The organism is Nonomuraea sp. NPDC003214, from assembly GCF_053590035.1.
Genome location: NZ_JBSFSX010000007.1, coordinates 484,584 through 506,059 on the forward strand (window position 1 = coordinate 484,584; position 21,476 = coordinate 506,059).

The following is a 21,476-nucleotide window of genomic DNA, read 5'->3' on the forward strand; positions in this document are numbered from 1 at the left end:
CCGGGACCGGCAGGCCAGGCCAGGGCTACGCGGGGAGCACGCAGGACGGGCTCTCGACCTCGATCACCTCGCCGGTCGGCGCCGGCACGCCGCCGGTCAGGGCGAAGACGGCGACGCCGCCCGACTGCTGGTTGGCCACGTAGAGGCGGTCGCCGTCGAGGGCGAAGTGGCGCGGCCAGTCGCCGCCCGAGGGCACCTCCGCGACCGGGCTCAGGTCGTCGGCGCGCAGCACGGCGATCGTGTTGGGGCCGCGGTTGGCCACGTACACGAAGTCGCCGTCGAGCTCCAGGTGGGACGGGTAGTTGGTCTCCCCGGAGGCGGAGGCGGGCACGGTGGTGAGCCTCCCGCCCTCCAGCAGGGTGACGGTGCCGTCGAGCTCGCCCGCCACGTAGAGGCGCGAGCCGGCGAAGGCGAAATGGCGGGGGCCGGTGCCGGGCGGCAGCCGGATCGGCTCCAGCGGCGCGCCGTCGAGCGAGTAGCGGCGGATCTCGTCGGTGCCCAGGTCGGAGACGTGCAGCACGTCGTCGTGGAAGACGCACTGGTGGGCGTGCGGGCCCTGCTGGCGCTCGGGGTCGGGGCCGGAGCCCTGGTGCCGCAGCACGATCGGGTCGCCGGCGAACACGCCGCGCCCGTCGAGGCGGTGCAGGCTGGCCACGCCGTCGCCGTAGTTGGCGACCGCGAGCAGCTCGCCCGACGGGTGCACCGCCAGGTGGCAGGGGCTGTCGCCCTCGGAGGAGCGCTCGTCCCAGGGCGAGAGCCCGCCGTCGGTGCCGAACGCGGTGATCCAGCCCTGGGCGAGCTCGCCGGCCGCGTAGAGCACCGGGAGCGAGGGGTGCGGGGCCAGGAACGACGGCGAGGCGAGGCGGGTCAGCCCTTCGCCGGTGCTCAGGATGCCGGGACCGTAGCCGCCGACGTAGAGGTGCCTCTTCACACCCGCCATCATCTCATGCTTGACTGAGGCAATGGATTCGCTGACAGAGTCAAGAGCTTTCGAGGTACGGGCGTTCAACCGCTTCTACACGCAGGCCATCGGGGTCCTCCAGGCCGGCATGCACCACTCGCCCTATTCGCTGACGGAGAGCAGGGTGCTGTTCGAGCTCGCCCAGGCGGGCAAGCTGGAGACCGGTGAGGTGCGGGCCCTGCTCGACCTGGACGCGGGCTACCTCAGCCGCATCCTGACGCGCTTCGAGAGCGACGGGCTGATCGTCCGCGAGCGCTCGGCCACCGACGGGCGCAAGCAGGTCATCCGGCTCAGCGCGGCCGGCACGGAGGCGTACGGCATGCTCGACCGGCGCTCCCAGGAGGAGATCGGCCGCCTGCTGGCCCGGCTGCCCGAGGAGGGCCAGCGGCGGCTGGTCGAGGCGATGGCGACGATCCGCGACGTGCTCGGCCCGCCGCCCGAGCGCGAGCCGGTGGTCATCAGGGCGCCCCGCGCGGGCGACCTGAGCTGGGTCGTCCACCGGCACGGCGTGCTCTACGCGCAGGAGTACGGCTGGGGCATGGACTTCGAGCGGACCGTGGCGAAGGTCGTCGGCGAGTTCGACCCGGGGCGCGACGCGGCGTGGATCGCCGAGGCCGGCGGCGCGCCCGCGGGCTGCGTGTTCTGCGTGCGCAAGGACGCCACGACGGCGCAGCTGCGGCTGCTGCTCGTCGAGCCGTCCGCGCGCGGGCTCGGCCTGGGCCGGCGGCTGGTCGAGGAGTGCGTGCGCCACGCCAGGGCCGAGGGATGCCGGCGGATGGTGCTGTGGACGCGCTCCTGCCTGGAGAGCGCGCGGCGCATCTACCGGGCCGCCGGGTTCACGCTCGACTCGCAGGAGCCCGCTCTGGAGAACGGGGTCGAGGTGGTCGACGAGATGTGGTCGCTCGACCTCGCGGCCACCAGTTGAGCGGCCCGGCCAGCCGCATCAGGCTCGGCACCAGCACCGCCCTGATCACCGTCGCGTCCACCAGCACGGCCACCGCCATGCCGACGCCGAGCATCTGCACGAACGACACCGACGCGGTGGCGTAGGCGGCGAAGCTGAGCGCCAGGATGCCGCCCGCCGCCGTGATCAGCGGCGCGCCGCGCTGCAGCCCGGCAGCCACGGCCTGCTCGGTGTCACCGGTCCTGTCGTACTCCTCCTTGACCCGCGACAGCAGGAACACCTCGTAGTCCATCGACAGCCCGTAGGCGACGCACAGCATGAGGATGGGGATGCTCGGGTCGAGCGACCCTGTCGGGGTGAAGCCGAGCAACCCCGACAGGTTGCCCTCCTGGAAGACCCAGACGATGGCGCCGAACATGACGCCGAGGCTGAGCACGTTCAGGATCGTGGCCTTGACCGGCAGGATCACGCTGCGCGTCATGAGCGCCAGCACCGCGAGCGTCACGCCGAGCATGAGCGCCAGCAGCAGCGGCAGCCGGTCCACCACCGAGGCGCGATAGTCGGCCAGCTCGGCGGGATAGCCGCCCACCAGCACCTCGAACGGCGGCTCGACCGCGCGCACCGCCCCGGCGAGCCGGACCGGGTCGCCGGCGAGCGCCTCGGCCGAGGGCACCACCGACAGCCAGCTCCCGCGCCCCTCGAACCGGGACGGATCGCCGTCGCCGGTCCGCCGCCCCTCGGCGAAGACGCCGGCGGCCGAGTCGACCTGGGCGACGCCGGGCAGCCGTGACAGCTCGGCCGCGTAGGCGGTGACGTCGCCGCCCGCGCCGGTGGAGACGACCTGGATGGCGTCGGTCTCCTCGGCGGGGAAGGTCTGGCGGATCACGTCCTGCACCTGGCGGGGCCCGGCGTCCGGGGGCAGGATGCGGTCGTCGGCGACGCCGAAGCGCAGCCCCAGGAACGGCGCGGCCAGGACGAGCAGCACCGCCGTGGCCACCCCGCCGTACAGCAGCGGGCGCCGCATCACCCGGACCGCCAGCGCGTGCCAGAACGTGCCCGGCCGCTCGGGCCGGGATCGCCGTGGCAGCATCGCGCCGCCCGCGACGGCCAGCACCGCCGGCAGCACGAGCACCGCCGCCACCAGCCCGCCGATCACCACGGCGATGCCGGAGTACGCGAACGACCTGAGGAAGTCGAACGGCAGCGCGAACAGCACGGCCAGGGACGCGGCCACCGTCAGGCCGCTGAACAGCACCGTCCGCCCCGCGTGCTCGACCGCCCCGGCCACCGCCTCGGCCCGGTCGCGGCCCAGCGCCACCTCCTCGCGGAAGCGCGCGATCACGAACAGGCAGTAGTCGATGCCCAGCCCGAGCCCCATGGCGAGCGTCAGGTTGAGCGCGAACGTCGAGATGCCGGTGAACAGCAGCGGCCCGCGCAGCAGCGCCAGCGCGATCGCCATCGCGAACACCCCGGCCAGGATCGGCACCAGCGCGGCCAGGGCCCGGCGCAGGTAGAGCCAGAGCAGCGCGAACGCCAGCGGGAAGATCACCAGCTCGGCGCGGACGAAGTCCTGCCTGGCCAGCGGCACCGTGGCACGGAAGACCTCCTCCCCTCCCCCGGCCCGCACCCGCAGCAGCTCGTGCTCGGCGGTGATCGCCGGGACCAGCCGGGGCAGCACGCCCGCCCGCACGTGGTCGGCGTCGCCGGGGACGCGCACGAGGATCAGCGCGTGCCTGCCGTCCGCGCTGCGCAGGGTGGCGGGCCTGCCCCGGCCCCAGTACGAGGCGACCTCGGCCACTCCGTCGTGCGCGGCGGCGCGGGCCGCGAGCTCGCGCCCGGCGGCCTCCACGGCGGCGTCGTCGACCGTGCCGCGTTTCGCGGTCACCAGGAAGATCAGGTCCGGGCTGCCGGTGCCGAACCGGGCGGCCAGCTCGGCCCGCGCCCGGTCCGACTCCGATCCCGGCGCCTCGAACCTCGCCAGCGACAGCCGGGGCACCGCGCCCGCCGCCAGCGCCCCGGCCAGCACGGCCAGCGCCAGGGCCAGCCCGAGCACCGCGCGCCGCCGCCTGACCAGGAAGAACCCCAGCCTGCGCAGCGGCGCGTCCCGCCCTTGGGTCGTCACCACTCCCCGCCCCCAAACTCGGTAAACTACTCGTGTTTCATTGGCCGAACCAGAAATACAAGTAAATGCTCGCATTTGTCAACGGGGAGACCGCATGACCGAACGCGCAGTGCGCCGGCAGGCGCGCGGGCTGAAACGGATGGCGGAGATCCTCGACGCCGCCGAGCTGGTGATCGCCGACGTCGGCTACCCGGACCTGACGACCAACCAGGTCGCCGCCCGCGCCGGGCTCTCACCGGGCTCGCTCTACCAGTTCTTCCGCAACAAGGAGGAGATCCTCGACGGCCTGGTGACCCGCTACACCACCGACCGGGAGGAGTTCTGGGCGGCCCGGCTCGCGGCGGTCACGCCCGACGTGCCGCTGGAGGCGCTGGTCGGCGCGCTCGTGGACGAGAGCGTCGCGTTCAAGGCCGCCAGCCCCGCCTACTGGTCGCTGCTGTACGGCAGCGCGACCGGCGACAAGCTGGCCGCCGCCGCCCGCGTGCTGCACGAGGCCGTCGCCGCCCAGGTGGCCGCCATGCTGCGCCGCCGCTCCCCCGGGCTGGACGAGGAGCGGGCGCTGATGATGGGCACGATGGCGGTGGCCATGGTCAAGGCCGTGATGCCGCTGGCCGGCGACGCCACCCCACAGCGGGCCGCCGAGCTCGTCGAGGAGCTCAAGGTGATGCTGGTGCGCTATCTGAGCTGATCAGCTCCGGAACGGGCCCGCCACCTCGTACGTGGTCGCCTCGCCGGACGCCGCCGTGGCCGAGAAGTAGAGGCGGTCGCCACCGGGCGCGAACGCCAGGCCGGACAGGTCGGCGTCGCCGTCGAGCGTGAGGAACGGCGCCATCTCCCGGTCCGGCGTCACGACGTCGATCCGGGACCCCCGGCGGGCCACGTACAGGTCACCGGAGGGCGCGGCCGTGACGGCGCCGACGCCGTCGCAGACCCACTCCACCGCGCCGGTCCGCGTGTCGTACGCCCACAACGCCCCGCCAACGGCGCCGCTTCGGGTGCTGCCGCCCCGGGTGGTGAGGAAGCAGACGCCGTCCGCGTAGTGGCAGGCGTCGCCGCCGTCGAAGCGGCGCGCCCCCGCGACCTGGTGGCGGACCGGCTTGAGCAGCGCGGCCGGTGACGGCACCCGCTCCCACGCGCCGGAGCCGCACAGCACCTCCAGCGTGCCCTCCGTCAGGTCGCCCCAGTCGCCCGGCCGGAACCGGTAGAAGCAGCCGTCACGCTCGGCCTCCGTCAGGTAGACGACGCCGAGCCCGGGGTCGCAGGCCGCCCCGCCGTGCGCGAACCGTCCCATCGCCAGCCTCGGCCTGCCCGCGCGCATGCCGTACGGGTCGCACTCGAACACCCGGCCCCGGTGGCCGAGCTCGCAGGACAGCCAGGTGTGCCACGGGGTGGCGCCGCCGCCCCGGTTGACCTCGGTGCCCGACAGGATGCGATAGGCGCCGCCCACGCTGCCGTCGGGCCGGAAGCGCAGCGCCGACGCGCCGCCGACCACCGGCAGCGCGGCGTTGGAGACGTAGATCCAGCCGGGGCCGTCGGGGAAGCACGCGCCAGCGCCGGGCGCGGCGTGCCACGTCAGCCCGGCCACCTTGCCGCCGGAGCGCGCCACCACCCGCCCCCGGAACCCGCCGGGCACGGCCGGCCGCCCCGGCCCCGCCGAACCGCCCGAGCCCGCCTGACCGCCCAGGCCGCCTGTGCCGCCTGGGGCCGCGGGCTCGCCGGGGCTCGGCTCGGTGATCGGCTCGGTGATCGGGCCGTACGGGCTCGCGCCGCTCTGCCGGATCGGGCCCGTGCGGAGGAGAGTCTTGCGGGACATCGTCAGGCCTCCCTCTTGATGCCACGCTAGTCCACCGCACCGACGTGAATGGGGAGGATCCCCAAGTCCGAACAGTACGCAAACTGGCACGCGAAAGCCCGGGGCGCGGGACTCCGGCTCCGGGCTTCGGTCTCGAATCCCCCCGGCAGGGTCAGCGCTGGGCCTGGAACATCCAGCGCTGCTTCTCCACGTCCTGCGTCACGGCGATGAGGATGTCCTGCGACACCTGGTCGGGCTCCTCGGTGGCGTCGATGCGCTCGCGCATCCGCTTGCTGATGCCGTCGAGGACGTCCGTGATCGTGGCGACCACCTTGCCGTCCTCGATCCAGCCGTGCTCCAGCTGCGGGAGCTTGGTCGCCTTCGCGACGGTGGCGGCGCGGCCGTCCGGGCTCACGCCGAGCGCCACGAGCCGTTCGGCGACGACGTCGGTGTGCTGGCGCGCCAGGTCGGTGAGCTCGTCCAGCTGCAGGTGGATGGGGCGGAAATGGGAGCCGATCACGTTCCAGTGCGCCTGCTTGGCGACCAGGGACAGGTCGATCAGGTCGATGAGAGCGCCCTGGAGAGCCTGGGCGGTGGTCTTCTGCGCGTCACCCTTGATCGGGCCGGAAATCGTAGACATGTCCTCCCCTCTCCCCGGGGAAGCGGGCTTCATTCCCCCCGTTCTTGACAGTGCAACAATGACAGTGTCAGTGTGGTGGCATGAGCGAGACGTGGACGATCGGCGAGCTGGCGGAGCGCGCGGCCGACCAGCTCCGCTCGCGGGCGCAGCCGCTCAACGGCCGGGTCCGCGAGGTGCCGGGCGAGCGCCTGATCAGGTGGTACACCACGATCGGCCTCGTCGACCCGCCCCTCACCCGCCAGGGCCGGATCGCCCGCTACGGGCGCAGGCACCTGCTCCAGCTCGTCGCCGTCAAGCGCCTCCAGGCGGCCGGGCTGTCCATCGCCGACATCCAGACGGCCCTCGCCGGAGCCACGGACGCCATGCTGGAGGAGGCGGCCCGCCTCACCCCGGATCCCGGCCCCCGGTTCTGGACCCGCCACCCGGCCCCCGGCTCCTCCTCGGACGGGCCCCGGGACCTGCCGAACGCCCAGGACGCCCCGGCTGCGGCGCAGGGCCTCTCAGGACCGCGAGCCCCCGCACGGGCACCCTCGGGGCCGCCGTCCGGGGGTGCGGGCGGGCCCCGGGGATCGGGCGGGCCGGGCGCTTCGGAGGAGCCGGAGGGTCCGGCGGTGCGTGGCCGGAGGGCTGCCGGTGGGCACGGTCCCGGAGAGGCTTCGCCCCTGTGGGGGGTCAGGCTCGGGGAACGGGTGACGCTGCTCGTGGAGGGACGGGCTCTGTCGGACGAGGACATCCAGGCCGTGCTGGCGGCGGCGCAACCGCTGCTCGCGGTGCTCGAAGAGAGGAATCTGGCATGAACATCACGACACTCGAGCCCGCCCGGTGCGCGCCGGTGCCCGACGCCGGGATCGGCGCGCTGCGGACCGGGCGCGGCAACCTGCCGCTGGAGAGCGTGGACGTGTCCGCCGAGGTGTCCGGGCTGGTCGCCGGGGTGAAGGTGGCGCAGGGGTTCCGCAACCCGTTCGACGTCACGCTGGAGGCCACGTACGTGTTCCCGCTGCCGGACCGGGCGGCGGTGACGGCGTTCCGGATGGAGGCGGACGACCGGGTCGTGGAGGGCGTGCTGAAGGAGCGCGGCCAGGCGCGGGCCGACTACGACCGGGCGCTGCGGGAGGGGCGGCGGGCGGCGATCGCCGAGGAGGACCGGCCTGACGTGTTCACGATCCGGGTGGGCAACATCCTGCCCGGGGAGCGGGTGACGGTGCGGCTGGAGCTGAGCCAGCCGCTGCCGTACGAGGACGGGGCGGCCACGTTCCGGTTCCCGCTGGTGGTGGCGCCGCGTTACGTGCCGGGCACGCCGCTGGACGGGCCCGCGGCGGGCGACGGGGTGGCGCCGGACACGGACGCGGTGCCGGACGCGTCCAGGATCAGTCCCCCGGTGCTGCTGCCCGGCTTCCCGGACCCGGTGCGGCTGTCGCTGGCGGTCAAGGTCGACGCGGGCGGGCTGGAGCTGCGGGAGCTGGCGTCCAGCCTGCACGTGGTGGAGGAGGCCGGCGGTGTCGTACGGGTGCGTCCCGGCGAGCGGCTGGACCGCGACTTCATCCTGCGGATGGCGTTCGACGCCTCGACGGCGCTGCAACTGGACGGCGCGGGCACGTTCGCGCTGACGGTGGTGCCCCCGGCGCTGGAGTCGCCGAGGGCGCCGCGTGACCTGGTGCTGCTGCTGGACCGGTCGGGCAGCATGGCCGGCTGGAAGATGGTGGCGGCGCGGCGGGCGGCGGCGCGGATCGTCGACACGCTGACGGCGCAGGACCGGTTCGCGGTGCTGGCGTTCGACTCGGTGGTGGAGGAGGCGTTCGAGGGGCTCGCGGAGGGCGGCGACCGCAACCGCTACCGGGCGGTGGAGCATCTGGCGCGGGTCGACGCGCGGGGCGGCACCGAGCTGCTGGAGCCGCTGCGCCGCGCGATCGACCTGCTGAGCGGCGGCGACGGCGGCCGGGAGCGGGTCGTGGTGCTGGTGACCGACGGCCAGGTGGGCAACGAGGACCAGATCCTGGAGCGGGCCGGTGGCGCGCTGTCGGCGATGCGGGTGCACGCGGTGGGCATCGACCGGGCGGTGAACGCCGCGTTCCTGGGCAGGCTGGCCGGGCTGGGCGCGGGCCGGTGCGAGCTGGTGGAGTCGGAGGACCGGCTGGACGCGGCGATGGAACAGATCCACCGCCGGATCGGCGCGCCGCTGGTGACGGACCTGTCGCTGAAGGGCCTGGACGTGGAGCCGGGCACGCTCACGCACCTGGGCTCGATCTTCCCGGGCGTTCCGCTGCGGGCCTACGGGCGGTGCCGGGAGGGTTCGGCGGTGACCGTGCGCGGGCTGGCGGCCGGGGCGCCGTGGGAGCAGCGGGTCGAGGCGACGGCCGTCGACAGCCCGGCGCTGCGCGCCGTGTGGGCCCGCGCGCACCTGCGCGAGCTGGAGGACCGCTACGCGATGGGCGAGCACGGGCTGGAGCCGGAGATCGTCCGCGTGTCGCTGGAGCACGGGGTGCTGTGCCGCTTCACCGCGTACGTGGCCGTCGACAGCAGGCAGGTGGCCGAGGGCGCGCCGGAGCACCGGGCGATCCAGCCGGCCGAGCCGCCGAGCGGCTGGGAGATGCCGGCGCCGACGGGCGGGTTCGCGTGGATGGCGGCGGAGGCGCCGCGCGGGATGCGGGCCATGGCCGCGCCCGCTCCCGGGCTCAACCCCGGCGGCGGGGGCGACCCGGTCGTCATGGCGGCGGCGCGCGGGCCGCTGTTCGCCGCGCCGATGGCGGCCGGGCCGGCGCGGAGCGCGCCGATGGGGGCCAGGCCGGTGCCGCACGGGCTCGACACGGTCCGTGCGCAGCTCGCCGCCGAGCTGGACCGGCTCAAGGCGCTGACCGTGCCGGACGTGCTCTACCTGGCGGACCTGGGCTCCCGGCTGGCGGCGCTGGCCTCCTACCTGGGCGGGCACGCCGAGCTGGCGGCGCTGGCCCGCGAGCTGGAGGCGGCCGAGCGGCCGGGCGCCGACCCGGAGGCGCTGCGCCGCCGGGCGATCGAGGTCCTGACCGCCCTGACCGCCCCCGACCGCCCCACCCCGGAGGAAGGCCCCGGGCTGGGCGGCGGGCCTGCCACCGGCGGCGGCGCCGGGCCTGGTGGAGGGGCCGGGCCGGAGGGGCGGGCCGGGGGTGAGGGGCCGCGCCGGCCCTTCTGGAAGCGCGCCTGAGCCGGGGCAGCGGCACGTCAAGGGAAGGGCAAGGCGGGGCCGGCGCACGCGGGCGCGGCGGCCCCGCGCACCCGTCCGGGGACCATACTCTGGACGGGTGACCACACTCGTGCTGGACGGCGGCCTGTCCACCCATCTCGAAGCGCTCGGCGCCGACCTCGGCGACGCGCTCTGGTCGGCCCGGCTGCTGCTGGAGGACCCCGGGCTCGTCCGGCAGGTGCACGCCGACTACTTCGCCGCCGGCGCCGACGTGGCCACCACCGCGAGCTACCAGGCGTCCATCCCCGGCTTCCGGCGCCGGGGGCTGGACCTGGCCGAGGCCGAGCGGCTGATCGGGCTGTCGGTCGAGCTGGCCGCGCAGGCCCGTGACGAGGCGGGCGGCGGGCTGGTCGCCGCCTCGGTCGGCCCATACGGGGCGTTCCTGGCCAACGGCGCCGAATACACCGGCGACTACGACCTGGACGAGGACAGCCTGCTGGCCTGGCACCGGCCGCGCTGGGAGATCCTGGCCGCCTCCCAGGCCGACCTGCTGGCCTGCGAGACCATTCCCTCCTACGCCGAGGCGCGGGCGCTGGCCCGGCTGCTGGCCGAGACGCCGTCGGTCAAGGCGTGGGTGAGCTTCTCCTGCCGTGACGCGGCCCGCATCAGCGACGGCACCCCGATCGCGGAGGCGGCGGCGCTGTTCACCGGCAACCCGCAGGTGGTCGCCGTCGGCGCCAACTGCACCGCGCCGCGCCACATCCCCGGCCTGATCACCGAGCTGACCGGCAAGCTGCCGGTCGTCGTCTACCCCAACTCGGGCGAGACGTGGGACGCCGGCGGGCGCCGCTGGCTGGGGCTGTCGGACCCGCTGGAGTACGGCCAGGCGGCCAAGGAGTGGCAGGCGGCGGGCGCCGCGCTGATCGGCGGCTGCTGCCGCACCACTCCCGACCACATCCGCGAGGTCCGCGCCCACCTGTCCTGATCGGGCTGTCCTGACCGGGCGCCGCGTCGTCGTGGTCAGGCGGCGCGGCTGCCGGTCAGCTTCTTGTCCAGGCCGAGGATCCGGTCCAGGGCCAGCGCGCCGCCGCCGGTGAAGCCGATGGCCAGGCTGGCCGCGGCGAGCGCGAGCACGTACTCGTAGCCGCCGTCGCCGACGGCGAAGCCCGCCTGAAGGTGGGCGAAGAAGATCGCGCCCACCATGTCGAGCGCGAGGAGCGTGCCGAAGACGGGCAGCCCGACGCCGAGGATGAGCGCGATGCCGCCGACGACCTCCAGCACGGCGACGAGCGGGGCGGCGAGGCCGGGGAGCGGGATGCCGATCGACTCGAAGAACTGCGTGGTCCCGGCGATCCCCATGGTGGCGAACTTCTGGTAGCCGTGGACGAGGAAGATCACGCCTGTGGCCACCCGGGCGAGCAGCAGTGCGATGTTACGCGCTCGGTCAAGCATGTTGACTCCTTGAAGTTCGTACAGATTTGAACGAGACTCTACCGCGAAAGTTCAAATGTGAACAACAAGTAGACTGATCTGATGAGTGACACCCGGTGGCTCGACCCGACGGAAATGGCGGCCTGGCGCGCGTTCCTCTCCACCGCCCACCTGCTCGAACGGCGCATCGAGGAGCAGCTCAAGGCGGCGGCGGGGCTGACCCATCCGCAGTGGGAGATCCTGGTCAGGCTGGCCGACGCGCCCGACCGGCGCATGCGCATGACCGAGCTCGCCCGGGGCGTGGTGGTGTCCAAGAGCGCGCTGACGTACCAGATCACCCAGATGGAGAAGGCGGGGCTGGTCGAGCGGACCACCTGCCCGTCCGACGACCGCGGCGTGCTGGCCGTGCTCACCGACGCCGGGACGCGCTGCCTGGAGCAGGTGGCCCCGGGGCACGTGGAAGTGGTGCGCGCCTATCTGATCGACCGGCTCACCCGCGAGGAGCTGGAGACGATGACCAAGGCGATGGGCAGGACCGAGCAGGCCCTGCGCGACTGACCTGGGCGGGCGGCCGTCAGCCCGCCGGGGCGGCGCGGGCGGCGCGCTCCATCTCGACCTTGGCGCTGGCGGCGTACTTGTCGACGTACTCCTGCTCCGACAGCTCCATCAGCGCGTACATGATCTCGTCGGTGACCGCGCGCAGCACCAGCCGGTCGTCCTCCATCCCGTAGTAGCGGGAGAAGTCGAGCGGCTTGCCGAACCGGACGCCGGGCCGGATGCCGAGCTTGGGCAGCGGCCGGCCGGGCGGCATCATCTCGAACGTGTTGACCATGGCCCACGGGATGACCGGGGCCCGCGACTCCAGCGCGAGCCGGGCCACGCCGGTCTTGCCCTTGTAGAGGCGGCCGTCGGGCGAGCGGGTGCCCTCGGGGTAGATGCCGAGCAGGTTGCCCTCGCGCAGCACGCGCAGGCCGGTGCGGAGCGCCGCCTCGCTGGCCTTGCCGCCGGACCGGTCGATCGGCACGGTGCCGACGCCGCTGAAGAACAGCCGGGTGAAGAAGCCCTTGACGCCGCGCCCGGTGAAGTAGTCGGACTTGCCCAGGGAGATGACCTTGCGCCTGAGCTGCAGCGGGCCGAAGAAGTGGTCGGCGAAGGACAGGTGGTTTCCGGCCAGGATGGCGGGGCCCTGCCGGGGCACGTTGTCGATGCCCTCCGCCCACGGCCTGAAGACGAGGTGGAGGATCGGCGCCAAGATGGCCTTGACCACCCAGTAGAACACCCGGCCACCTCTTCCTCATGCGACTGTCTGCGAGCACTCTGCGCGAGCACAGTCATCTTCCCATCCCGGCCCCGATGCTCCTACACCAGCTCTCGCACAATTGCCCCGGATCGTGCGACGATCGGGCAGTTCGGGGATGAAAATGCATGGAGGAGCTGTTATGCCGCTCATGCCAGGCGCTGAGCCCTATCACCATCACGCAGGTCAGGTCGGCGTGCTGCTGTGCCACGGATTCACCGGCAGCCCGCAGTCGCTGCGCCCCTGGGGCGAGCACCTGGCCGCGCACGGCGTCAGCGTCTCGCTGCCCCGCCAGCCCGGGCACGGCACCACCTGGCAGGAGATGAACCACACCCGCTGGGAGGACTGGTATGCCGAGGTGGAGAAGGCGTTCAAGGACCTCCAGGGGCGCTGTGCGGAGGTGTTCGTGGCGGGGCTGTCGCTGGGCGGCTGCCTGGCGCTGCGGCTGGCCGAGGTGCACGGCGACGCCGTCCGGGGCGTCGTGGTGGTCAACCCGTCGATCACCAACGACGTGCCGCTGCTGCGGCTGGCGCCGGTGCTCAAGTGGTTCGTCGCCTCGGTGCCGGGCGTGGCCAACGACATCAAGAAGCCGGGCGCGACCGAGCTCGGCTACGCGCGCACCCCGGTGAAGGCCGCCGCGTCGCTGCCCCGGCTCTGGTCCCTGGTCCAGGCCGACCTGGAACGGGTGACGCAGCCGCTGCTGGTCTTCCACAGCACCGAGGACCATGTGGTGAAACCGGCCAGCGTGGCGATCATCCGCCGGAAGGTGCCCCAGGCCACGATCGAGGAGCTTACCGATAGCTACCATGTTGCGACGCTTGACAACGATGCCGACAGGATCTTTGCCGGGAGCCTCGACTTCATCCGGACACATGCCTCGGTACCCTTGCAGAGGGACTGATCGCACCCAGGGGGAAGTCGCGATCGCTGTGGAGAGGCCCATCTAGGTGACGCCCCAGAGTGACGAGGACGAGGTCTGGCGGCAGATCGTCGCGTCCTTCAACGACACGGCCGAGCGCGACTCGGCTGATCAGCCATGGCCGGACAGCGAGAACGTCCCCGCCGAACCGCTGCGGCGGGTGGTGAAACCACCGGAGGAGTTCGCCGACCTCGACCTGAACGGCGAGCCCAGGGAGCCCCGCGAGTCCCGTGACGGCGACACGCTGGACCGGGGTGACGAGGGCGACACGCCGGGCGACGAGGAGGACGAGGGCCACTTCGAGCCGCCGCCTCCTCCCCCGCTGCCCAAGCTCGACCTGCCGACCAAGCTGGCCTGGCTGGCGCTGTTCGGCGGCCCCGCCTACCTGCTGGTGGCGGCGATGGCCGACTGGCGCATGGAGGGCTGGGCGCTGTTCACCGCGGTGGCGGCGTTCATCGGCGGCTTCGTGGCGCTGGTGGTGCGCATGGGCGACGGCCCGCCGAACGACAGCGGCTGGGACGACGGCGCGGTGCTCTAGGAAGCTCTGGAGGACCGGCGCCCCGGAAGGGCCGGGTCAGGAGTCGGGGTCGTCCGGCTGGCCCGGGCCGAACGACTCCACCACGTCGGTGTAGCGCTCCTGGTCGTCGACGGCGTGCCCGACGGCCCACACCGCCTGCCTGCCCGCCAGGTAGGCGACCGCCTGCAGCCGCACGCTGCTGCGCCCCTCGGCTGCGGCGCCGCGCAGGACCTCGCACGAACGCTTGTCACAGCGCAGCATGAACGCCTGCGAGGCGCGCGCCGGGTCGTAGCCCGAGATCCAGTAGCGGCCCTTGCCGTCGCCGGTGACGCCGTAGAGGCGGGCGCCCTTGACCGGCAGCGACAGCCGCTTCCACCGCTTGCCGTTCCAGGCCAGGGCGAGCGGGCCGACCTTGCCGGGGCCGTGGTAGACGCCGCCGACGGCCAGCGCCCGCTTGCCGCTGTCGACGTGGATGTCACGCAGGTAGCCGCCGGGCACCGACGGCACCGGCATGCTCTTCCAGTCGCCGCCGGACTGGTGCACGATCAGCGGCGCCCGCCCGGTGTCGCCGACGGCGAAGCCGCCGGACACCGCGTACAGGGCGCCCTTCTCCTTGGTCGGCTGGAACGTCCACTCGTTGTCGTGCCAGGTGACGATGAGGCCCTTGTCGTCGCGGCTGCCGACGGCGGTGACCCGCTCGCCCGCCGCGTCGATCCCGCCGAGCCAGTCGCCGCTGCGCAGCCCCTCCGGCCGGACGCGGTCGAAGCCGCCCGTGTCGCCGCGGGCGATGAACGGGACGCCGTCGTGGCCGTCGCCGGCCGCCCACACGTCGCCGGAGGAGGCGGCCGAGATCGAACGCAGGCTGCCCGCCCCGGTGGTGTCGCGGATGGGGGCCTCGCTCCAGCGCTCGCCGTTCCAGTGGCGGATGGTGCCGCGGTTCTTCCACACGTCCCAGATCTGCTGCTGGCCGACGGCCCACACGTCGCCGGAGGACAGGGCCAGCACGTCGGAGAGCGAGCCGTCGGCCACCAGCCGCACGCTCGTCGTCCGCTCCCACGCGTCGATGGCGGCGGGGCGGGGCTCGGCATGCGCGGCGGGCGTGACCCCGGACAGGGCCACGGACGTCGCCAAGGTCAAGGAGAGCGCACGCCGCTGAGAGCGACGGGTCATGGATCAAATGCTATTGGCTGAACGCCGCTGATGCCCCGTTAGGGGAAGACTCGCAGTTCGGCGAGCACCGGGAGGTGGTCGCTGGCCCCGGTCAGGTCGGGGCTCGCGGCTTCCACGCCGCCGCACGACACGACACGCAGCCCGCGCGCGGCGAACAGGGCGTCGATGCGGTGGCGTGGCTTGGCGGCGGGGAAGGTCAGCCCGTCGCCGCGCGGCGCGGCGGCGTGGCAGTCGGCCAGGCGGGCGGCCAGCAGCCGCCAGGCCGGCCGGCAGGGGTGCTCGTTGAGGTCGCCGCCCAGCACCACCTCGGCGTCGTGGCGGGCGGCGACCGCCTCGATCAGCTCCAGCGCCTCGGCGGCGTGGCAGGTCCTGGCGGCCTCGTGCAGGTCGAGGTGGAACGAGCCGACCGCCAGCCGCGCCCCCTCGACCTCGACGACGGCCACGGCCACGGCGCGGGCCTCCAGCCCGGCGAAGACCTTGAGCACGTGGCTCTCGGCGTGCAGCACCCGGGCGCGCGGCCCGGCCAGCACCGCGACGCCGCGCCTGGCGTGCCCGCCGGCCGTGCGCAGCCCGTGGCGCGCGATCAGGCGGCGCCAGCGCAGCCGCCGGTGGGGCAGCCGCGGCACCTCCTGGACGCAGATCACGTCGGCGCGGGCCGCCGCGATCACCCGCTCCAGCGCGGCCCCGTCGTCCCTGAGCCCATGCAGGTTGTACGTGACCACCCGGACATCCGGTACAGCGGGAACGTCACGGCCGGGCACGCCGGGCATGGCGGCAGACTCGGGCCCGGCGACGCCGCCGGGGGCGCCGGCGGTCAGCGGCGGCGGGCGAGGTCGGCGGCGCCCACGACGCCGGCCGAGGCGCCCAGCTCGGCCATCCGCACCTCGGCGACGGGCCGGTGGCCCCGGCCGGTGAGCCGCTCCTCGAAGGCCGCGCGGGCCCGGTCGAGGAACAGGTCGGCGGCCCTGGACACGCCGCCGCCGAGGATGAAGCACCCGGGGTCGAGGACGGCGGCGAGGTCGGCCATGCCCTGGCCGAGCCAGTCGGCGACGCTGGCGAAGGCGGCGAGCGAGGCCTCGTCGCCCATCCGGGCCGCCTCGGTCACCTCCTCGCCCTCGATCCGGCCGCCGGCCAGCCCGAGCAGCGTCCGGGCGCGCTCGGGGTGCAGGGCGGCGGTCTCCCTGGCCTCGGCGACGAGCGCGTTGCCGCTGGCGTACTGCTCCCAGCAGCCGTGGCGGCCGCAGCCGCACAGCCGCCCGTCGGGCACCACCTGCATGTGGCCGAGTTCGGCGCCCATGCCCCAGTGGCCGCGGTAGAGGTGGCCGTCGAAGACGATGCCGCCGCCGATGCCGGTGCCGATCGTCAGGCAGACCACGTGGGACTGCCCGCGTCCGGCCCCGAACCTGGTCTCGCCCCAGGCCATGGCGTTGGCGTCGTTCTCGATCACCACGGGCAGGCCGACGAGCCCGCTGATCTTCTTCTGCAGGGGCTCCTCGCGCCAGGCGAGGTTGGGGGCGAAACGTACGATCGACCGGGTCTCGTCGACGAACCCTGCCGCGCCGACGCCGACGGCCTCGATCTCGCGGCCGCCCGCGAGCTCGCGCACCACGTCCGCGACCGTCTCGGCGACCAGGTCGGGCCGGTCGGCGGCGGTGGGCCTGAGCGCGTGCTGGACGATCTGTCCGTCGTCGTCGACCACACCGGCGGCGACCTTGGTGCCGCCGATGTCCACACCGATCGTGAACATTGCCCGCCTTCCCCTTTTATCCCAGGTCTATGTGCTCGACATTGTCGCGGTCGCGCTCGTCGCGCGGCCGGCGGGGGGCGGGCCTGCTCAGCGCGTCGAGCGCCTCGCGGAAGGCGGCGAACAGCTCGCCGCCGGCGGCCATGATGTGCCCGGCGACGTCGCCCGCCGCCTCGCCTGCCCGGTTCGTGGCGCCTTCGCGCTGCGCCGCGATCGCGCGGCAGAAGGGGCACGCCTTGCAGACGTACTCGCCTTCGGGCTCGGACACGGCCTCGCCCCAGACGTCCTTCTGCTCCCGCCCGCCGCCGCCCGTGAACGAGTTGAACACGGTCTTGCCGACCTGGCGGGTGGCCCGGCCCTGGATCGCGTCGAAGAGCTTGCGCGCCTCTTCGGCGACGGTCCCGATGGGATCTCTGTCGTTGTTGTCGGTCATGTGGCCCTCCCGGCTGATGCGGCGCTCATCCCGTCGCGTGCGCTTCGTCGGATTTCGCCTCCGAGGTGAACCGTACCCGGAGCGCGCCGTCGCGGAGCACCGCCGAGCTGATCTTCCGGCGGGCGAGGGCGGCGGGCAGCGCCAGGATGCGCCGGTAGGGCCCGGCGGTGATGATCAGTTCGTCGCCCTTGCGGGCCAGGTCGACGTCGCCGTGGCGGGCGCCGGGCAGCGCCAGCGTGAGCTCGTCGGCCGACAGCCGCAGCGGCGGCGGCGCGGCGGGCGGGGCGAACGGGTCGGCCTCGCCGTAGAGCGCCTCGCCGAGCCTGGCCAGCGCCTCCTTGCCGACCGGCTCGGCGGGCAGGTAGGGGACGACGTGCACGGGCAGCGGCGCGAACGACTCCTCGGCCTCGGCCAGCAGCCTGCTCTGGGCCTCCACCCACTGGGCGCGCCACGGGTCGGCGTCGCCGGCGGGGAAGACCCGGTTGGCGACGACGGCGTCGACGCGGTAGCCGTACAGGTTGAGTGAGGTCAGGGTGCGCCGGGCCTCGGCGAGCACCACCGACTCGGGCGTGAGCACGAGGCGGACGGAGGCGTGGCCGCCGGTGAGCAGGTCGCGCACCTCCATCAGGCCGCGGTGGAAGCGTTCGGCGGCGCCGACCACCTCGTCGCCGGGCGCGCTGACGCGGGCGACCCCGCGCACGAACGGCGCGGCGACCCGCAGCAGCCGGCGGCCGAGCGGCATCAGCCGGTTGACGTGCCAGTCGAGCGCCTCGGGCAGCGCGAGCAGGCGCAGCGTCTCGGCGGTGGGCGCGCAGTCGACGACGATGACGTCCCAGCGGCCCTCGCGGGCGTGCTCGCGCAGCTCCATGAGGGCGATGAGCTCCTCCGCGCCGGGCAGCACGGTCAGCTCCTCGGAGGTGATCTCGTCCAGGCCCAGCTCGGCGAGCAGGCCGCGGGCGTAGTCGCGGAGCTCGCCCCAGTGGCGCTCCAGCGAGCGCTGTGTGTCGACCTGGTGCAGGTGCAGGCCGGGCGCGACCTCGCCCGGCTCGACGGCGAGCGCGTCGGCCAGCGAGTGGGCGGTGTCGGTGGAGACGATCAGCGTCTTGAGCCCGCGCCGGGCGGCGAGCGTGGCGGTGGCCGCGGCGGCCGTCGTCTTGCCGACGCCGCCCTTCCCGGTGAACAGCAGGACGCGGGGGCTCACCTCAGCGGCCTTCGACGCGCTTCTTGAGGCCCTTGAGCGCGGTGTCCACGATCACCTTCTCCGCCTTGCGCTTGATCATGCCGATCATCGGGACGGCGAGGTCGACCGCGAGCTCGTACGTCACCTCGATCCCCCTGCCCGTGTCGGCGAGCAGATAACTGCCGTCGAGGCGGGAGACCATCTTGCCGGGCTCCGACACCCGCCAGCTCACGCTCTCGTCGTCGTTCCAGGTGTAGGCGAGGGTGTAGGTGTCGCTGATCATGCCGGCGTCGAGGACGAACCGCACGGACTCGGGCCTGCCGTCGGCGCCGGTGGACAGGACCTCGGCGCTCTTCACCTGGCCGGCCCATTCGGGGTAGGCGGGCAGGTCGGCGATGACCGCCATGACGCCCGCGCGATCGGCGTCGATGACGATGCTCGAACTGGTGCGATCAGCCATGCGACCAAGATACTGGGCCGCTCACCATTCGAGGATGTACGGAACGCCCTTTCCCCGGAAATGGCCCACGTTCACGCATTCGGTGCGGCCGATGCGCAGGCGCGGGTAGAGCGGCTGGTGGACGTGGCCGAACAGGGCGTAGCGCGGCTGGGTCCGCCTGATCAGCTCCAGCGTGGCCTCGCTCCCCCGCTCGAAGCGCCGGGCGACCACGTCGTAGAGCAGCTCGGGCACGGCGGGCGGGATGTGGCAGCACAGCACGTCGACCTCGCCGAGGGCCTCGACCTTGGCGGCGTACGCCTCGTCGCTGATCTCGTACGGGGTGCGGTAGGGGGTCTTGAGCCCGCCGCCGACGAACCCGAAGCGCAGCCCGCCGATCTCCGCCGTCTCCCCGTCGAGCACCTGGTGGCCGGGGCGCAGGTAGTCGGCCCACAGGCGCGGGAGGTCGACGTTGCCGTAGGTGAGGTACGCGGGCGCGGGCATGGCGGCGAACAGGTCGCGGTACTGGGCGCGCACGTTGCGCTCGATGTGCTCGCGCGGGTCGCCGTCGAGGCTCGCCCACAACGCCGCCGACATGGCCCTGGCCTCGTCGAACCGCTTGGCCGTGCGCAGCGCGATGAACCGGGCGGCCTGCTCGGCGCCGAACAGGTCGGCGAAGATGCCCTGCGCGTGGTCGTCGTAGTCGATGAACAGGATCAGGTCGCCGAGACAGATGAGCGCGTCGGCGCCGTCGCCCGCCCGCGCCAGCGCGTCCGCCCTGCCGTGCACGTCACTGACCACGTGGACCCTCATGGGCCGATCCTATGAACAACGGCTGCTAGCGTGATGAATGCCCTTCATCACGTCTGGATGACGAACCTACCGGCGCGTAACTTGTCGCGGTAACGTCCAGCGCATACCCAGAAGCGTGCACCCGACTAGGAGTGGATCCGTGCGCGAGTACAGCGTCCCGGTGCTGGTGGATGTGCCTGCCGCCGCCTGCCTGCCCGACACCGTGTTCCGGCGGGGCGAGCAGGAGCCCGGCCGGGTCGTCATGCGCCGCAAGCAGGACGACGCCTGGCCGGTCGTCACGGCGGGCGAGTTCCGCGACCAGGTGGTGGCGCGGGCCCGCGGCCTCGTCGCGGCCGGCATCGAGCACGGCGACCGGGTGGCGCTGATGTCGCGCACCCGCTACGAGTGGACGCTCATCGACTACGCGATCTGGTCGATCGGCGCGGTGACCGTGCCGGTGTACGAGACCTCCTCGGCCGAGCAGGTCCGCTGGATCCTCGCCGACAGCGGCGCCAAGGCCGTCTTCGTCGAGCTCGACGCGCACGAGGAGACCGTGCGCGAGGCCGCGCCCGACCTCAAGCTCGTGTGGCGGGTCGACGCCGGCCCCGAGGGCGCCGACGTGGAGGAGGCCGCGGTGCACGAGCGGCGCTCCCTGGTGTGCGCCGCCGACCTGGCCACGATCGTCTACACCTCGGGCACCACCGGCCGGCCCAAGGGCTGCCGGATCACCCACGACAACCTGCTGTTCACCGCCGTCAACGTGCTGCGCGGGCCACTGGAGCCGCTGTTCGCCTCCAGGGACCCGGCGGCGCTGCTGTTCCTGCCGCTGGCGCACATCTTCGCGCGGATGATCCAGGTGGTGCTCGTCGAGGCGGGCGCGATCATGGCGCACACCCCGAACATGAAGAACGTCGCCCCCGACCTCCAGGACTTCAAGCCCACGTTCCTGCTCGGCGTGCCGCGCGTCTTCGAGAAGGTCTATAACGCCGCCGAGCAGAAGGCCATCGCGGGCGGCAAGGGCAAGATCTTCGCCCGCGCCGTCGACGTGGCCGTGGCCTGGAGCAAGGCCGAGAGCTCCGGCGGCGCCCCCCTCGGCCTGCGGCTGCGGCGGGCGCTGTTCGACAAGCTCGTGTACGGCAAGCTCCGCGCGGCCACCGGCGGCAGGCTCACCGCGGCGGTGTCGGGCGGATCGGCGCTCGGCGACCGGCTCGGCCACTTCTTCCGCGGCGTCGGCATCGAGGTGTACGAGGGCTACGGGCTCACCGAGACCTCGGCCCCCTGCTCGGTCAACATGCCGGGCGCCAACAAGATCGGCACGGTCGGCAAGCCGCTGCCCGGCGTGACGCTGCGCATCGGCGACGACGGCGAGATCCTGGCCCGGGGCCGCAACGTGTTCGCCGGCTACTGGAACAACGACGAGGCCACCGCCGAGGCGATCGACGAGGCCGGCTGGTACCACACCGGCGACGTCGGCGAGCTCGACGCCGACGGCTACCTGCGCATCACCGGGCGCAAGAAGGAGATCCTGGTGACGGCCGCGGGCAAGAACGTCGCCCCCGGGCCGCTCGAGGACTCCCTCCGCGCCCACCCGCTCATCTCGCAGGCCATGCTCGTCGGCGACGGCAGGCCGTTCGTCGGCGCGCTCGTCACGCTCGACCCCGAGGCGCTGGAGCAGTGGTCGTCCGGCAACGGCCGCCCCGCCGACCCGCGCACCGACCCGCGCATCCTGGCCGAGGTGCAGGGCGCGGTCGACCGGGCCAACGCCATGGTGTCGAAGGCCGAGCAGATCAAGAAGTTCACGATCCTGGCCGCCGACCTCACCGAGGAGAGCGGCCACCTGACCCCCACCCTCAAGGTCAAGCGCAACCTCGTGATGCGCGACTTCGACCCCGAGATCGAGGCCCTGTACGGGTAAGGCTGGGGCTCCAGCATTGCCAAGAAACCGTATGGAGTCGCCTGCGCACGCGGAGTAGCCTTTGGA

The 21,476-nt window shown here is 73.6% G+C and carries 22 protein-coding genes; 9 read left to right on the forward strand and 13 right to left on the reverse strand.

Features of this window, described 5'->3' with window-relative positions; translation table 11 throughout:
* Positions 1-25 precede the first annotated feature (25 nt).
* Positions 26-931 carry a lactonase family protein gene (locus ACWDXC_RS24280; protein ID WP_449985593.1) on the reverse strand — a complete coding sequence of 302 codons (906 nt, stop codon included), beginning with the start codon at positions 929-931 and terminating at the stop codon, positions 26-28.
* A 31-nt stretch (positions 932-962) separates the two neighbouring features.
* Here ACWDXC_RS24280 and ACWDXC_RS24285 point away from each other — a divergent pair, with 31 nt between their 5' ends.
* Entirely contained in the window at positions 963-1,886 is a 924-nt protein-coding gene (locus tag ACWDXC_RS24285) for a bifunctional helix-turn-helix transcriptional regulator/GNAT family N-acetyltransferase (protein WP_449985595.1), read from the forward strand.
* On the opposite strand, the gene ACWDXC_RS24290 is transcribed toward ACWDXC_RS24285, so the two are convergent.
* The gene (locus ACWDXC_RS24290; RefSeq protein WP_449985598.1) at positions 1,798-3,987 is read right to left on the reverse strand and encodes an MMPL family transporter; all 2,190 of its coding nucleotides are present in this window, start codon (positions 3,985-3,987) and stop codon (positions 1,798-1,800) included. The genes ACWDXC_RS24285 and ACWDXC_RS24290 overlap by 89 nt on opposite strands.
* A gap of 94 nt (positions 3,988-4,081) precedes the next feature.
* On the opposite strand from ACWDXC_RS24290, the gene ACWDXC_RS24295 reads away from it, so the two are divergent.
* Complete coding sequence (locus ACWDXC_RS24295; protein WP_449985601.1) at positions 4,082-4,675, forward strand: TetR family transcriptional regulator; 594 nt, start codon at positions 4,082-4,084, stop codon at positions 4,673-4,675.
* Here ACWDXC_RS24295 and ACWDXC_RS24300 read toward each other — a convergent pair whose 3' ends face one another.
* Both ACWDXC_RS24300 and ACWDXC_RS24305 read right to left on the reverse strand, forming a co-directional pair.
* Positions 4,676-5,800, reverse strand: coding sequence for an alkaline phosphatase PhoX (locus tag ACWDXC_RS24300; RefSeq protein WP_449985603.1), 1,125 nt, complete (start codon positions 5,798-5,800; stop codon positions 4,676-4,678).
* A 151-nt stretch (positions 5,801-5,951) separates the two neighbouring features.
* Positions 5,952-6,419, reverse strand: coding sequence for a Dps family protein (locus tag ACWDXC_RS24305; protein WP_449985606.1), 468 nt, complete (start codon positions 6,417-6,419; stop codon positions 5,952-5,954).
* 80 nt (positions 6,420-6,499) lie between these two features.
* Between ACWDXC_RS24305 and ACWDXC_RS24310 the strand changes: the two genes are divergently transcribed.
* From ACWDXC_RS24310 to mmuM, 3 genes are all read left to right on the forward strand, one after another.
* Positions 6,500-7,216: a helix-turn-helix domain-containing protein gene (locus ACWDXC_RS24310; protein WP_449985608.1), complete on the forward strand. Its 717-nt coding sequence runs from the start codon at positions 6,500-6,502 to the stop codon at positions 7,214-7,216.
* The gene (locus ACWDXC_RS24315) at positions 7,213-9,597 is read left to right on the forward strand and encodes a VIT domain-containing protein (RefSeq protein WP_449985611.1); all 2,385 of its coding nucleotides are present in this window, start codon (positions 7,213-7,215) and stop codon (positions 9,595-9,597) included. The genes ACWDXC_RS24310 and ACWDXC_RS24315 overlap by 4 nt, the downstream gene beginning before the upstream one ends.
* Positions 9,598-9,694: 97 nt before the next feature.
* Positions 9,695-10,561, forward strand: coding sequence for a homocysteine S-methyltransferase (gene mmuM / locus ACWDXC_RS24320; protein WP_449985614.1), 867 nt, complete (start codon positions 9,695-9,697; stop codon positions 10,559-10,561).
* Positions 10,562-10,596: 35 nt separating this feature from the next.
* On the opposite strand, the gene ACWDXC_RS24325 is transcribed toward mmuM, so the two are convergent.
* On the reverse strand, positions 10,597-11,028 hold the full coding sequence (locus ACWDXC_RS24325; RefSeq protein WP_364172453.1) for a DoxX family protein: 432 nt from the start codon (positions 11,026-11,028) through the stop codon (positions 10,597-10,599).
* 81 nt (positions 11,029-11,109) lie between these two features.
* On the opposite strand from ACWDXC_RS24325, the gene ACWDXC_RS24330 reads away from it, so the two are divergent.
* Positions 11,110-11,565 carry a MarR family winged helix-turn-helix transcriptional regulator gene (locus ACWDXC_RS24330; protein WP_449985618.1) on the forward strand — a complete coding sequence of 152 codons (456 nt, stop codon included), beginning with the start codon at positions 11,110-11,112 and terminating at the stop codon, positions 11,563-11,565.
* Positions 11,566-11,581: 16 nt separating this feature from the next.
* Here ACWDXC_RS24330 and ACWDXC_RS24335 read toward each other — a convergent pair whose 3' ends face one another.
* Positions 11,582-12,286, reverse strand: coding sequence for a lysophospholipid acyltransferase family protein (locus ACWDXC_RS24335; protein ID WP_449985621.1), 705 nt, complete (start codon positions 12,284-12,286; stop codon positions 11,582-11,584).
* Positions 12,287-12,446: 160 nt separating this feature from the next.
* On the opposite strand from ACWDXC_RS24335, the gene ACWDXC_RS24340 reads away from it, so the two are divergent.
* Positions 12,447-13,205 carry an alpha/beta hydrolase gene (locus ACWDXC_RS24340; protein ID WP_449985624.1) on the forward strand — a complete coding sequence of 253 codons (759 nt, stop codon included), beginning with the start codon at positions 12,447-12,449 and terminating at the stop codon, positions 13,203-13,205.
* A 46-nt stretch (positions 13,206-13,251) separates the two neighbouring features.
* Entirely contained in the window at positions 13,252-13,761 is a 510-nt protein-coding gene (locus ACWDXC_RS24345; protein ID WP_449985627.1) for a hypothetical protein, read from the forward strand.
* A gap of 36 nt (positions 13,762-13,797) precedes the next feature.
* Here ACWDXC_RS24345 and ACWDXC_RS24350 read toward each other — a convergent pair whose 3' ends face one another.
* From ACWDXC_RS24350 to ACWDXC_RS24380, 7 genes are all read right to left on the reverse strand, one after another.
* The gene (locus ACWDXC_RS24350) at positions 13,798-14,910 is read right to left on the reverse strand and encodes a hypothetical protein (RefSeq protein WP_449985630.1); all 1,113 of its coding nucleotides are present in this window, start codon (positions 14,908-14,910) and stop codon (positions 13,798-13,800) included.
* 38 nt (positions 14,911-14,948) lie between these two features.
* Positions 14,949-15,632: an endonuclease/exonuclease/phosphatase family protein gene (locus ACWDXC_RS24355; protein WP_449985633.1), complete on the reverse strand. Its 684-nt coding sequence runs from the start codon at positions 15,630-15,632 to the stop codon at positions 14,949-14,951.
* A gap of 92 nt (positions 15,633-15,724) precedes the next feature.
* The gene (locus ACWDXC_RS24360; RefSeq protein ID WP_449985635.1) at positions 15,725-16,657 is read right to left on the reverse strand and encodes an ROK family glucokinase; all 933 of its coding nucleotides are present in this window, start codon (positions 16,655-16,657) and stop codon (positions 15,725-15,727) included.
* A 16-nt stretch (positions 16,658-16,673) separates the two neighbouring features.
* A complete protein-coding gene (locus ACWDXC_RS24365) occupies positions 16,674-17,087 on the reverse strand; it encodes a hypothetical protein (protein ID WP_364172466.1) in 414 nt (137 codons plus the stop codon).
* Between the two features lie 25 nt (positions 17,088-17,112).
* On the reverse strand, positions 17,113-18,288 hold the full coding sequence (locus ACWDXC_RS24370) for an ArsA family ATPase (protein WP_357586514.1): 1,176 nt from the start codon (positions 18,286-18,288) through the stop codon (positions 17,113-17,115).
* Between the two features lies 1 nt (position 18,289).
* Complete coding sequence (locus tag ACWDXC_RS24375) at positions 18,290-18,727, reverse strand: SRPBCC family protein (RefSeq protein WP_364172469.1); 438 nt, start codon at positions 18,725-18,727, stop codon at positions 18,290-18,292.
* Positions 18,728-18,748: 21 nt separating this feature from the next.
* Positions 18,749-19,516, reverse strand: a complete 768-nt coding sequence (locus ACWDXC_RS24380) for a metallophosphoesterase family protein (protein WP_449985639.1) — start codon at positions 19,514-19,516, stop codon at positions 18,749-18,751.
* Positions 19,517-19,655: 139 nt separating this feature from the next.
* On the opposite strand from ACWDXC_RS24380, the gene ACWDXC_RS24385 reads away from it, so the two are divergent.
* Entirely contained in the window at positions 19,656-21,410 is a 1,755-nt protein-coding gene (locus ACWDXC_RS24385; protein ID WP_449985641.1) for an AMP-dependent synthetase/ligase, read from the forward strand.
* Positions 21,411-21,476: the final 66 nt, after the last annotated feature.